The organism is Streptococcus sp. VTCC 12905 (assembly GCF_049893385.1).
Taxonomy (GTDB): domain Bacteria; phylum Bacillota; class Bacilli; order Lactobacillales; family Streptococcaceae; genus Streptococcus; species Streptococcus suis_AA.
In genome coordinates this window covers 79,922-93,459 of the sequence record NZ_JBMVJC010000006.1, presented here as the reverse complement: position 1 = coordinate 93,459, position 13,538 = coordinate 79,922, and the positions used below count along the sequence as shown (strand labels likewise).

10 protein-coding genes are annotated in these 13,538 nt (G+C 33.1%); 9 read left to right on the top strand and 1 reads right to left on the bottom strand.

From position 1 onward, the window contains the following. Positions 1 to 309 precede the first annotated feature (309 nt). Complete coding sequence (locus ACPC58_RS03770; RefSeq protein ID WP_434065296.1) at positions 310 to 2,859, bottom strand: LTA synthase family protein; 2,550 nt, start codon at positions 2,857 to 2,859, stop codon at positions 310 to 312. Positions 2,860 to 3,103: 244 nt separating this feature from the next. Here ACPC58_RS03770 and cps2T point away from each other — a divergent pair, with 244 nt between their 5' ends. From cps2T to ACPC58_RS03725, 9 genes are read left to right on the top strand one after another with little or no spacing between them, the layout of a single operon-like run. Next, positions 3,104 to 4,252, top strand: coding sequence for a beta 1-4 rhamnosyltransferase Cps2T (gene cps2T / locus ACPC58_RS03765; protein WP_434065295.1), 1,149 nt, complete (start codon positions 3,104 to 3,106; stop codon positions 4,250 to 4,252). After that, on the top strand, positions 4,249 to 5,178 hold the full coding sequence (locus ACPC58_RS03760) for a glycosyltransferase family 2 protein (RefSeq protein WP_434065294.1): 930 nt from the start codon (positions 4,249 to 4,251) through the stop codon (positions 5,176 to 5,178). The genes cps2T and ACPC58_RS03760 overlap by 4 nt, the downstream gene beginning before the upstream one ends. A 2-nt stretch (positions 5,179 to 5,180) precedes the next feature. Beyond that, positions 5,181 to 5,987: an ABC transporter permease gene (locus tag ACPC58_RS03755; RefSeq protein WP_434065293.1), complete on the top strand. Its 807-nt coding sequence runs from the start codon at positions 5,181 to 5,183 to the stop codon at positions 5,985 to 5,987. Continuing rightward, positions 5,987 to 7,201: an ABC transporter ATP-binding protein gene (locus ACPC58_RS03750; RefSeq protein WP_434065292.1), complete on the top strand. Its 1,215-nt coding sequence runs from the start codon at positions 5,987 to 5,989 to the stop codon at positions 7,199 to 7,201. The genes ACPC58_RS03755 and ACPC58_RS03750 overlap by 1 nt, the downstream gene beginning before the upstream one ends. A 20-nt stretch (positions 7,202 to 7,221) precedes the next feature. Continuing rightward, positions 7,222 to 8,946 (top strand): rhamnan synthesis F family protein, encoded by a 1,725-nt coding sequence (locus tag ACPC58_RS03745; protein ID WP_434065291.1) that lies wholly within the window; start codon positions 7,222 to 7,224, stop codon positions 8,944 to 8,946. 32 nt (positions 8,947 to 8,978) lie between these two features. Further along, complete coding sequence (locus ACPC58_RS03740; RefSeq protein ID WP_434065299.1) at positions 8,979 to 10,238, top strand: polysaccharide biosynthesis C-terminal domain-containing protein; 1,260 nt, start codon at positions 8,979 to 8,981, stop codon at positions 10,236 to 10,238. Continuing rightward, positions 10,235 to 11,542, top strand: a complete 1,308-nt coding sequence (locus tag ACPC58_RS03735) for a DUF2142 domain-containing protein (protein WP_434065290.1) — start codon at positions 10,235 to 10,237, stop codon at positions 11,540 to 11,542. The genes ACPC58_RS03740 and ACPC58_RS03735 overlap by 4 nt, the downstream gene beginning before the upstream one ends. A 22-nt stretch (positions 11,543 to 11,564) precedes the next feature. Beyond that, positions 11,565 to 12,554, top strand: coding sequence for a glycosyltransferase family 8 protein (locus ACPC58_RS03730; RefSeq protein WP_434065289.1), 990 nt, complete (start codon positions 11,565 to 11,567; stop codon positions 12,552 to 12,554). A 2-nt stretch (positions 12,555 to 12,556) separates the two neighbouring features. Next, positions 12,557 to 13,537, top strand: a complete 981-nt coding sequence (locus tag ACPC58_RS03725; protein ID WP_434065288.1) for a glycosyltransferase family 2 protein — start codon at positions 12,557 to 12,559, stop codon at positions 13,535 to 13,537. Position 13,538: the final 1 nt, after the last annotated feature.

Sequence of the window (13,538 nt, the reverse complement as noted above, 5' to 3'; positions counted from 1 at the left end):
TGACATAAAAAATCCTCCAGTTTGTTTTTTATAACAGTATACTGGAGGAAGGAGTGATTGGATAGATACCTTGTTATTGGGCGGTTACTTTGGAAAAAATGTCTCAAATAGATTCATAATGAAAAGCGACAAGAATATTTATTAGAATGATTAATATGGAATAAATTAAGTGTCAGTGAATCGGCCCTTGATTCCTGAGCTTAGAATTTGAAATTGAAGAAATAATCGCAAAAAAGAGAGAACGAATTTCGTCCTCTCTAGGTGTCAGATTTTCATCAACCCATTACAGTTTATAAAGAATAGATTTTATCACTCAAATAAGTCCTCTAAAGGTCTTTTATCAACTGCACTGTTGTATTCGAGCTGTAAATATGTTTGGTAGAGCGATAGGGTTGATAAGTCCTCAATTTGTTGGCCATTACCATCTAAATTACCCCAGCTAGTAATGATAGGCAGCTCGAGTTGCATATCACTCAAAAACTGCTGATAAGGTGATCGAGGAAGTGCATATTCAGATTCAGAGAGTATACTCATCAAATAAGGAACGAGATAGTTTGGGCTTATCGTTATAGCTTCCCGTTCATTGATATCAAAATTCGCCCAAATCACAAATGGAGTAGAATACTTGGAGGAGGGATTACTTTCATCCATAAACTGTGAATAAAATTCTTGACTTAAACTTGGTTGGTGATCACCGTACATAACGATGACAGTTGGTTCATTATAAGAACTGAAATAAGTAATTAAATCTGCAAAAGCTTCATCAGTTTTCTTCAAATTTGTCAGGAATTCTGTTTCAGCTAAGTATTCGGATGTTGAACCATTAATGCTAACTTCGCGAGGATAGGTTTCTTCTGAATTTAGATACCCACCATGACCTTGCATGGTAACTACAAAGCTAAATAATGGAGTATCTCCTTTTTGTTCATAGAGTTCTTTTATTCCGTTGAATAGAAATTGATCAGATGGCCAGCCCCTATCAATTGTCAGTGGTGCGAGTTCACTAATTGCACGTTCTGAATCTAAAAAATAGGATTTCGTAAATCCTAGTAAAGGATATACTTTTTGGCGATTGTAATTATTTCCTGATTGAGGATGAAGTGCAACAGTATCATAATCCTTATCCTTTAAATAAGATGCAAAACTTGGCCGTTCTTGAGTAATAATCTGTTGGTAAGGGAATAAATTTGAAGACAAAAAACTGATAGCGTTGCTTGTTAGAACTTCATATTCTGTATTTGCTGTACCACCACCGTAAACCGAGACGTTAAGCGTTCCATGTACAGAATTATCTAATAAAGCATGTTGATTCAAGAGTGGGTCTGGTTCCAAATTTAAACCTTGTAAAGTTGAAAAATCACTCTGAGATTCATTTTGTATAAAAATTATATTTGGTTTGGTTGCGCTTGTAATTGTATCTGAGGAGTATGTCTCAAGTAGTTGCTCAAGATTTGATGTTGAGTATCCCTCTGGTTTTGATATTTTACTATCTTCGTAGAACGATACAAGCGATAGTGGGAGTCCATACTGACCGTAGGTAATGTACATTCGCCAGTAATTTAATGAAATATTTGCATTAGAAACTATTGTTTGATTAATAAAAGGAAATACTGTTATTAAAGTTACGAAACTTAGTAAAATCCTACCTAAACGATTTAACCATTTAAAATCATGTCTAGAATAAAAAGTTTGTGATGGTAATAGTCTTGGTGAAGATAATTTAGGAATGAAAAGGAAGCACGTAAACAAAATATAAGAGAAAACTATACTTTGTAACATCCTATTATTGATATTGACTGTTACACTTGAAGCTACGTTTAAACCATCTGTAATTTGAAAGAAATTATAAAACAGTATTGGTGTTCCTCTGTTGTCAATCAATATTTGATTGCTTAATCCAATAATGATTGAAGCAGAAAGAATTATGAGGCTTGCCAATCGAAGAGAAGTTGCTAATGCTACAATTAGATAAATTACTCCAATAATGATTAGATTGTTCAATAGACTATTTTGAGAAAGAGTAGAGAATTGTGAATAGCTATTTTCAATAAGAAATAGTGAAAAAAAGGGAACTAAAAGATAAATCACGGATAGAATAATTCTTTGAAATGCGTTAAAGACTCGACCTCTAAGTTGTTTATATCCGAAAAGACCAAAAAATATCAGAATAGTTAGTGAAATTAATAGCTGTTGAGTTTCGATTTTATTAAAGTTCGAATTAAATAGCACTAATTCATTGCGGTATAACCGTGGGAATGCAAAAGTAGTGAATATATATTGAGCAATTAATAATAGTATTAAGAAAATGATCTCTCTTTTTTTTATTCTCGAGGTTGCTTTATTGAAAATAAAGCAGGTTATGCCAAAGGCAATGACTATTAAGTGGAGATACCAAAATTGATTGTTTTTAGTTATCCGTAAAGTAGAGGGAAGTTTAAAGAAGGCTAAATTTTTATATTTATCGCCATTTGAGGTATCAATAGTTCCAACCAATTGTCCTCCAACTTTAATATTTACAATAACCGGATTTTCACTAATAAAGTACTCAAAGGATATGGTTTTTACAGTAGAAGAAGATTTAATTACGAGTGAATTGTCTTCACTTAGAGAAGAAAAATTAGGAATTAACTCAGCATCATTGATTCCCCATTGGTTTTTGATAATTTCTGATGATTGAACATAGTGTCCATTAATTTGGATGCTGTCTATTACTTGGTTTGGTTGTTCTGCCATTATTTCTACAGTTCCATCATTTTTTATGGAACCCAATTCGTTTTGAATTAGATGTGCATACAGGAAAAAATTTCCGAGCAATCCTATGGAGATTAGTGTGTGAATAAGCTGCTTGATTAATTTCATATTTACTAACAATTCTAAGTTTTATATTTTTATGTGAAAACCAGTACACATTATAACAAATTTTTCTAATTTACTCAAAATTTGTTTTTTAAATTTAAAAGTTGAATAGGGAAAAAATAAGCATGTGTGTGAAGCCTAATTGATACTGGAAATATGGATATGAAACTAAAACTGCTGATAGAATTAGGAAATTATTTCAAAAAATGGTATAATGAAAAGAACTGCTATTTGATGGAGAGGATTCATGAAACACGTTTTTATTATCGGTAGTCGTGGACTGCCTGCAAAATATGGTGGCTTTGAGACCTTTGTCCAACAATTGGTCAGCCATCAGGAATCTGAGGAGATTCAGTACCATGTAGCGTGCTTGTCAGATACAAGTCATCATCAACATTCAACCTACCTGGGTGCAGATTGCTTTACCATTAATCCACCAAAACTTGGACCGGCTCGTGTGATTGCTTATGATATGATGGCGATTACTTATGCCCTTAAAATCATCAAGAAACAGCAGATTGAGCGACCAATTTTCTATATCTTGGGAAATACCATAGGTGGCTTCATAGTGCCTTTTGCAAAAATGATACACTCTGTAGGAGGTACCTTGTTTGTCAATCCAGATGGTTTGGAGTGGAAACGAGCAAAATGGGCTAAACCAATTCAACGTTATCTGAAATTTTCTGAAAAAATGATGGTTCGTTATGCGGATTTGATTGTCGCTGACAATGAAGGTATCGAAGATTACCTTCAGTCTGAATACTCAGCTACAAATACAACTTTTATAGCATATGGTACAGATTTGACACCGACAACTCTGACGAATGAATCAGAGAAGGTTCGTCACTATTTTGAAAAATGGAAAATAAAAGAGAAAGAATATTTCCTTATAGTTGGTCGCTTTGTTCCAGAAAATAATTATGTAACAGCTATCAAGGAATTTATGGTCAGCAAGACAAAACGTGATTTGGTCATTGTAGCCAATCATGAAGGATCTGCTTATTTCCAAAAGCTCAAAGAGGAGACGGATTTTGCATCTGATTCACGTATCAAATTTGTTGGAACAGTGTACGATCAAGAACTATTAAAGTATCTTCGACAGGAGTGTCGTGCCTATATCCATGGACATGAAGTTGGTGGAACAAATCCTGGTCTACTCGAGGCCTTGGCACAAACCAATGAAAATTTGGTTTTAGGTGTTGATTTTAATAAAAAAGTTGCCCTGAAAGGTGCTCATTATTGGAGCAAAGATGGAGGAAATTTGGCTCATTTGATTGATCAAATAGATGGACAAGCAGAATTCATCGAGCTAGGAAAAACTGCAAAAAAACACATGCAAGAAGCCTATACATGGGAAAAAATCGCACGTGAGTACGAGGAATTATTTTTACGATGAAAGTCAATATTTTGATGTCGACCTATAATGGTCAACAGTTCTTGGCTGAGCAAATTCGTTCTATTCAAGAACAGTCATACACAGACTGGACTCTCTTCATCCGTGATGATGGTTCCAGTGACAATACAAAAGAAATCCTTAAGGATTTTGAGCATCAAGATAGTCGGATTCATCTTATTGATAGTGATAAGAGTGACAATCTTGGAGTTATAAAAAGTTTTCACAAACTCGTGAACCACGATAGGGCTGACTATTATTTTTTTAGTGATCAGGATGATGTTTGGTTGCCAAATAAATTGCAACTTAGTCTAAAGGAAGCTCAAAACTATCTAGCTGACCTTCCCTTAATGGTTTATATGGATTTAAAAGTGGTCAATCAAGATTTAAAGATTATGACTGAAAGCATGGTTAAATCTCAATCTCACCATGCAAATACTGAATTAGTTCAAGAGTTGACCGAAAACACGGTAACAGGTGGGGTCGCCATGATCAATCATGCTCTCGCAGAAATGTGGCAAGAGACGGATGATATACTCATGCACGATTGGTACTTAGCCTTACTTGCTTCAGCCTTTGGGAATTTGGTGTTTATTGATCAACCAGGTGAACTGTACCGCCAGCATTCAGATAATGTTTTAGGGGCTCGTACTCTCTCAAAACGCTTTAAAAAATGGATTCGTCCTCACATTTTATTTGCGGTTTATTGGGACTTGATTAAAAATAGTCAAAAACAAGCCAGTCATTTACTACAAATGCCTCTATCTCAGTCAAATAGAGAGTTAATTGAAGCATTTGTAACCATTATGGATAAACCGATGCTTAAACGATTCAGGATTTTGAGAAAATATGGATTGAAAAAAAACAAAGCCTTCCATACATTAGTATTCACAACACTGATTGTGACAAAATTTGCATATAAGGAATAGTTATGAATTTATTTAATAAAGAAAATCAAATACTCTTGAGAGAGATGATTAAAACAGATTTTAAGTTACGTTACCAAGGTTCTCTCATTGGGCATCTTTGGTCGATTTTGAAACCATTATTACTTTTTACAATTATGTATTTAGTATTTGTCCGCTTTTTGCGTTTTGATGACGGAACTCCTCATTATGCAGTGGGGTTATTGTTAGGTATGGTAACCTGGAACTTTTTTACAGAAGCAACTAATATGGGGATGATGTCAATTGTTTCACGCGGAGATTTATTGCGGAAGTTAAACTTTTCGAAAGAAATTATTGTTTTTTCATCAGTAGCGGGAGCAGCAATTAATTATGCTATTAATTTAATAGTTGTATTTGTATTCGCTGCCATTAACGGGGTTCCTCTTACTTGGTCTATTTTTATTATTATCCCTTTGTTTTTTGAATTGGCATTACTAGCAACAGGTATAGCTTTCATTTTATCTTCATTATTTGTAAAATTTAGAGATATTGGTCCAATTTGGGAAGTGTTTTTACAAGCTGGAATGTATGCAACACCAATTATTTATTCATTAACGTTCATTTTACAGCGAGGGCAAGTAACATTTGCTAAGTTGATGATGTTGAATCCTGTTGCACAAATTATTCAAGACTTGAGACATTTTATCGTTTATTCTGGGAATACTACAGTTAGTGAATTGATAGAAAATCCTTTTATTGTGGCAATTCCGTACATTCTTCCAGTCGTTATTTACCTATTGGGTATAACTGTGTTTAGAAAAAATGCTAAAAAGTTTGCGGAGATTTTGTAATGGTAAAAAATAAGAATATTGCTGTAAAGGTAGAACATGTTAGCAAGAGTTTTAAACTTCCAACGGAGAGTAGTCAGAGTTTAAGAACTACATTAGTTAATCTTTTTAAAGGAATTAAAGGCTACGTGGAATATAATGTTTTGCAGGATATCAGTTTCGAAGTTGAAAAAGGGGACTTTTTTGGAATTGTTGGTCGCAATGGATCTGGTAAGTCAACACTGTTAAAAATTTTATCTCAAATATATGTTCCTGAAAGAGGGACTGTAGCTGTGGATGGTAAATTAGTTTCTTTTATTGAACTTGGTGTTGGTTTTAATCCGGAACTAACTGGTAAGGAAAATGTATACCTAAACGGTGCGATGCTAGGATTTACTGCAGAAGAAATTGATGCAATGTATGATGATATTGTTGAATTTGCGGAATTAAGTGAATTCATGAATCAGAAACTCAAAAATTATTCTAGTGGTATGCAAGTACGTTTAGCCTTTTCAGTTGCTATAAAAGCTCAAGGAGATATTCTGATACTTGATGAGGTTCTAGCAGTCGGTGATGAGGCCTTTCAGCGTAAATGTAATGATTATTTCCTAGAGCGTAAAAAAAGTGGAAAAACGACAATTCTTGTTACACACGATATGGGAGCTGTGAAAAAGTATTGTAATAAAGCTCTTCTTATAGAGAAAGGATACGTCAAGGCATTAGGAGAACCTGATGACGTAGCTAATCAATACAGTTTTGATAATGTGCTTGCCTCAATAAGCGAAGTTACAGAAAACGAAGAACCTCTGCATCAGAGTGATATTGTAAAAGATTTGCAGATTAACCTGGTCTCAAAAAATCAAATTGAACCAGATGAATCAATTGAAATCGAGTTTAGATATACGGTTTTAGAAGATATTGAAACACATGTTGCATTTACATTTTTAGATTTAGAACGTCATTTTGATGTATATAACGACAATTCTATGGATTTAAAAACATTTGGTAAAGGCGAGAAGTTTTTCCGAGTGAAATGTAAGCTACCTTCAATTAATCAGGCAAAATTAAAAATGGCGGTGTCAGTACGAAATAGTAATAAGCAGCCATTATTATTTGCCAAGACTTCTGATACACCAGCTATTATTATTAGTAGGAAGTTTAGCACTGATAATATTGCAGAGCAAGACGCAGCAACCGGGTTTATTCAGAGAAATAGCCAATGGGAGCTACTAGATTAATAAAATATAACGGAGGCAGAATGTCGCATTTGTTGGTATATGTTCACTATAATAAATATAATGTAGTCAGTGAATATATTTATTATCAATTAAAGTCGATACGAAGTATTTATTCAGACATAGTTTTTGTTTCTAACAGCCATGTTTCAAAGGACAAAGTACAATATTTACAGTCGGAACGACTGATTGATTTTTTTATCCAAAGAGATAATATTGGCTATGATTTTGCGGCATGGAAAGAAGGGCTGAATCAAGTAACAATTTATCAATATGATTCGGTAACTCTGATGAATGATACATGTTTCGGCCCCCTCTGGAACCTGGAGGATTATTATAGTCAATTTGACAGTGATGTTAATGTAGATTTTTGGGGGATGACCAATCACTTAGAGACAAGAATAGATAGTGTAGTTGTCCCTGAACATTTACAGTCATATTTTATGGTATTTAAAAAACGAATCTTGCAGAGTCAAGCATTTGTTGGATTTTGGTCATCTGTAAGTGAGTTAACAAATATTCAAGATGTTATAAAATTATATGAGAGCCAATTGACTAAAATACTTTTATCAGAGGGCTATAGCTATAAGTGTGTATTAGATACGTCCATTTGTTGTAAGAACCTTGAAAATAGTAACGTTACACTAGAATATCCAGAAGTTATACTTAAAAATAATGTTCCATTCATAAAAATAAAGAGTTTTACTGAATATCCAGATAGAATATACTCTTTATTACATCTTATTAGGATGAAAACGAAATATCCAGTTGAATTAATCGAAAGGCATTTGAGACAGATAATTATTCCGGGTACGAGTTTCATTCCTCAAATACAGGTTTCGCAAACGACGGAAACCGTTCTATCTTCGACGTCGGTACTTTTTCATATTCACATAGAATCAGTATCTATTTTTGAAGAGTATATTGAAGAGTTATGCAAAATAGCCGATAGGTGCCAGTTACTAATAACATTGCCAGAAGCTGATTTTTCAAATAAGTGTATTATAGTTGAGAGATATTTGTTCACCTACCATTTGAGAGCTCAGATTATAAAAGTCACAGATGAATTGCATTTTTTTGAAATAGTAAAAAACTATATGGGAAATGCCAAATATCTTGCTCATATAACTGTCAAACAAACAAAGGAAATAAAATATTCTGTAGAGGATATTATTGACAGGTATCAGTTGAGGAAAATGTTTTTTACATCATTTGATACAGTGATTTCTAATTTTGAATCCCAATCTAATTTGGCTGTAGTTATTCCAGACTTAACAACTAATCAAAGATATGATAGAAAAAGTCTTCGAGAGGGCAATCCAGAACTTATTCGTCAATTGAACATACTTTATGAATCACTTGTGAGAACTAAGAAAGTTGATTTTTATAAAGTACCTTATATAATTGGAGAAGAAGTAAGTTGGTATTGGATAAAAACAGAACACTTTAATAAGATTGAGGAAGAATTTAGAAACATTGATTTTTCAAAAGAAGTTAGATCATTGCTAGTTCCAATATTATTTATTTATAGCGCGTGGGATTTATCAAACGATTATGCAGTGGTCGAGAATACTGAAAATGTGAGTCCAATATTGGAAAAGATTAGTTTTTCAAGCGAAAGGGAATTGCGTTTAATTATTGAAGAAAAGGAATTTTTACAAATTGGACTGAAAAGAACACTAAAGATAATATCAGTTGGGATTGTAAGCGTGTTTAAGATGATAAAGAAATCTCTATTTAAAAATTAGGGATAATGGATAATAAACAAGAGGAAGATAGTGTGAAGAGCAGAATAGTATCACCAAAAACAATATTTATTTGGAATTTATTAGGAAGTGTTTCATCAGCAGCAATATCAATATTTTTATTGTTACTAGTAACACGTTTGTTGACGGAATTAGAGGCTGATATTTTTAGTTTTGCTTATGCAGTAGCAAATCTTTTTGTAATCATTGCTGGTTTTCAGGTAAGAGATTATCAAGCGACTGATGTTTCGAAAAAGTTTTCGTTTAGCCAGTATCTTGCAACAAGGCTTATAACAATCACTATTATGCTATTACTTGCCTTAAGCTATATTTTTCTGTCTAAATATGAATTTCAAAAATCTGCTTGTATTTTCCTAATATGTTTGTATCGAGGAAGTGATGCTCTATCGGATGTTTTTCAAGGATTGTTTCAACAAAATGCTCGGCTAGATATTGCAGGTAAATCACTTTTTTTGAGAAACTCTATTGTAATTTTAACATTTGGTTTTGGTTTGTTTTTAACTAATAACCTGCTACTCTCATTAATCTATCTAGTAATTAGCTCATATTTATTTGTTTTCTTTTTTGATGTTCCGAATGTGTTTCAATTTACGAGGGTTATCAAAGAAGAAATTAATTTGAAAGCCATTAAAAATATATTATTAGAATGCTTGCCGTTATTTATTAATGCATTTTTACTTGTTACTATCTATAATCAACCTAAATATGCTCTCAATACTTTTTTTGAGAGAGGTGTTATAGGAACAGGTGTTCAAAGAGATTTTAATATTTTATTTATGCCTGTTTTTTCAATGAATATTTTATTGATTTTGTTTAGACCCATGATAACTCAGTTAGCTATATATAGAAGAGCTGGGGACTATAATCAATTTAAACAATATCAGAAGCGTATCATTAAAATGGTTGTCGGATTGGCTGTGTTAGTTTTGGTTGGGGGAATAGTATTGGGGATTCCAGCATTAAATATTCTCTACGGAACGAATCTTAATAAATACTGGCTCAGCTTTATTATAACAATGCTTGGGGGAATTGCGAGTACCTTTGCAACCATTTGTGATAACATGCTTACTGTTTTGAGGAAGCAAAAGTATCTCGTAATTTCATTTGCAATTTCTTGTTTATTATCCATATTGATTTCTAATCCACTGGTAGAATATTATGGAATATTGGGGGCAGCTATTGCTTTTGTTAGTTCGATGTGGACTTGGTTTTTAATTTCTTTCGTAATATATCTAAAATTGCAAAAACATTTGAATTGGGAAGTACAAGAATGAAGATAGAAAAATTATTTTTAAGGTTAGCAATCCCCTTTTTGTTGATTTCAATATTTGTTATGCCTGTGACAAAGGTTCCTGATGAAGCAACACATGCTTTTATGTCGTGGAATATATTATTTGATTCTCCGACAAGTAGAGATACAGAGGCAATGAATGGATTACGGACAGCAGATTTTACGTATTCAGAACCGGAGATTCATGCAGTTGATTCTACAGAATATTCAAGCCTTTTTACCAAAATTCGTGATTTTTCAAAGGATAAATTATCTATCGATTTTTCTCTGAAATCGTTAATGAGTACACCTCAGCTAATTGGTCTAGTTGTAGGTAAATTGATTTATCCGTCATATGGTATGATGGTCACTATAGGGCGCCTTTTTAATACAATAGTCTATATTATAGGTATCTACTATTTGATAAAAAAAATAAAGTATGGGAAGATGACCCTGTTTTTTGTCTCACTTTTACCTATGATGATTCAGCAGGCTGGCTCACTGTCTTATGATGTGGTGAACTATCTGGCTGTTGTTGCATTTTTTGTTTTTTATGTTAACTTATTGGTAGACAAGGTACTGACCACCAGGAAATTTATTAACTTAATATTACTATCCTTGCTACTATATCTAACAAAAGCAAATAATGTTTTGCTCTTGGCGTTATTATTTTTTGTTGATTTTGAATTTGAAGGTATCTTATCTAAGTTTAATTCGATTTTAAAATGGATTCAAAAGAGAAGATTACCAATTCTTATTTTGGGGTTTGGACTAGTTTTACTTGTTAGCTATCTATTCCTACATAACAGAGGTGGTGTCGTGCACTTTGTGAAAGTGATGATAAACAGTTTATTTATCAATAATAGAAATGATCATCTTAATGGTATTTTAACGGTTGGTATTTTTGGTTATTTTGGCTGGTTTGTCACTCAACTACCTCTCTGGTTAATTTTTATAGATATTTTCATTTTTACGCTATTATTATTTAATGATGGAAATTTTAAAATAAGTAAAACAGAAGGTCTTGCTTCGTTATTTGTACTCCCTGTTCAGGTAGCTATCATTGTAGCGGGCATGTATTTTGCATGGACACCAACAGCTATTGGACCAAATGCAATAATTTCTCAGGGGGCTCAAGGAAGATACTTTACTCCGTTTTTAGTCTATCTATTTCCGGCATGTTTAATGTTAAAAGAGCAGGTAAGTGTATCGGTAAAACAGAAGTATTTGACACGGTTGCTCACTGGCACGGTAGTCATTAACTTTATCATGTATCTATTTTTGATAGTGGATTATTATTGGTTGTAAGAAGATAGTGGAAGAGGGAAACGTGAATATATTATTTACATTGAATGATGTTTTTGTCCCGCAAGTTGCAGCTTGTATGGGCTCAATCATGCGAACATTAAACGAAGACGATACATGCCATTTTTATCTTTTCTCAGATGGTATAAGTCAACAGAATAAAGAAAACCTTCATCAATTTGTTACCGACGGAGGTAATAAATTGACAATCGTTGAATTGGAAAACTTGGAATCATATTTTGATTTTGAAGTTGACACAAATGGTTGGGCTTCGGTTGTACTTGCAAGATTACTTGTAGATAAATTACTGCCCAAAGAAGTTGATAGAATCATCTATTTAGATGGAGATACTTTAGTTTTAGAAAATATTCGGGAGCTATGGGAAGTAGATTTGGAGGGGAAAGTCCTTGGAATGTGCCCAGAACCGACAGCTTCATCTGAGAGAAGAAAAGGCTTAAATTTGGGTACGTATACATATCATAATGCGGGAGTTCTTCTAATCGATTTGAAACGGTGGCGTTCAAAAAGTATAGGTACAATTATTTTTGATTATTATAAAGAAAAAAATGGAGAGCTTTTTGCTAATGATCAAGATGCACTGAATGGGGCATTGAAAGAAGAGATAAAAACACTCTCAATCACTTATAATTATTTTAATATTTTTGATGTTTATCCATATCGTACGTTGGAAAAATTAAGTAGGCCTTCAACGTTTATTTCAAAAGAAGAATTTGTAAAAATCCGTAAGCAACCACGTATTGTTCATTTTTTAGGCGAAGAACGCCCATGGAGAATCGGGAATAAACATCGATTTAGAGAGGACTATGTTTCTGCATTAAATCAGACGCCATGGAGAGGTACCCAGTTTGAGAGTGGTTGGCAGCTTTACTTTTTCTGCTTTAATCTTTTCAATATTGTTATGAAGCCTTTTCCTATGTTACGCTATAAAATTATTACAGTCTTAATTCCTGTATTTATGATATATAGAAAGACTAGATTGCAAAAAGGAGTGTAGGAGTGAAGTTTTCCGTTATTATCCCAGCGTATAACGTCGCTGATTATCTTGAAGAATGCGTGTATAGTGTATTGAATCAGACACACGAAGAATTTGAAATTTTGTTGATTGATGATGGTTCTACAGATGGAAAAACCTCCAATATATGCGATAAATTAGCAGCTAAAGATGATAGGGTAAGGGTATTCCATCAATCTAATGGGGGATTATCTGCAGCCAGAAATACAGGGATAAAGAATGCTAGTGGTGACTATATTTTATTTCTGGATGGAGATGACTTTTGGACCGATATATGCTTTTTAGATGAAGTTAATAGAGAAATAATTTCACATGATGAAGTTATTGATGCAGTCATCTATCCGTTTTCCTACTTTTACGGCAAGGATGATGTAGCAGTTCGAACTTTTTCTAAAAAATTACCGCTTCATCAGGTTATTACAGATACAAGATTACTTGTCGAAACAGGAGCACTAATCACTCCTGCTTGGAATAAATGTGTTAGAAGAGATAAATTTTCTTCAAATCTTAATTTCTTGAGTGGCTATCTATATGAAGACGGCATTTGGTGTGCAAATTTACTTAAGGAACTGAATAATTTTATAGTCATGGACAACACACAGTGCATGTATCGTCAGAATCGAACTGGAAGTATTACAAACACTATCACGCTTCGGCATATAGAACATGCCTTTAGAGGAATTGAAGAAAATTTAAAGAATTATAAACAACTATCGAATGAGAAGCAAGAAGCACTTTTGATTTATTTATCAAATTCTTATATTTCCATCTTGCCATTTGTATTTCCATATCTGAATAATTCTGATATAAAAATGTTTGTGAAAAAATTTAGATATTTGCTAAAATATTCACAGAGGGTAGAACTTGTTTCGTTTAGAATCTCAGGTTTACTGACCAGAGTTCTGGGGATATATTTATCGACATTTATTCAAAATAAACTTTTGAAAATTTATAAAAGTAGATAAT

Coding starts and splice junctions, on each gene's coding strand:
- ACPC58_RS03770 (WP_434065296.1), bottom strand. CDS start 2,859: ATGAAATTAATCAAGCAGCTTATTCACACACTAATCTCCATAGGATTG.
- cps2T (WP_434065295.1), top strand. CDS start 3,104: ATGAAACACGTTTTTATTATCGGTAGTCGTGGACTGCCTGCAAAATAT.
- ACPC58_RS03760 (WP_434065294.1), top strand. CDS start 4,249: ATGAAAGTCAATATTTTGATGTCGACCTATAATGGTCAACAGTTCTTG.
- ACPC58_RS03755 (WP_434065293.1), top strand. CDS start 5,181: ATGAATTTATTTAATAAAGAAAATCAAATACTCTTGAGAGAGATGATT.
- ACPC58_RS03750 (WP_434065292.1), top strand. CDS start 5,987: ATGGTAAAAAATAAGAATATTGCTGTAAAGGTAGAACATGTTAGCAAG.
- ACPC58_RS03745 (WP_434065291.1), top strand. CDS start 7,222: ATGTCGCATTTGTTGGTATATGTTCACTATAATAAATATAATGTAGTC.
- ACPC58_RS03735 (WP_434065290.1), top strand. CDS start 10,235: ATGAAGATAGAAAAATTATTTTTAAGGTTAGCAATCCCCTTTTTGTTG.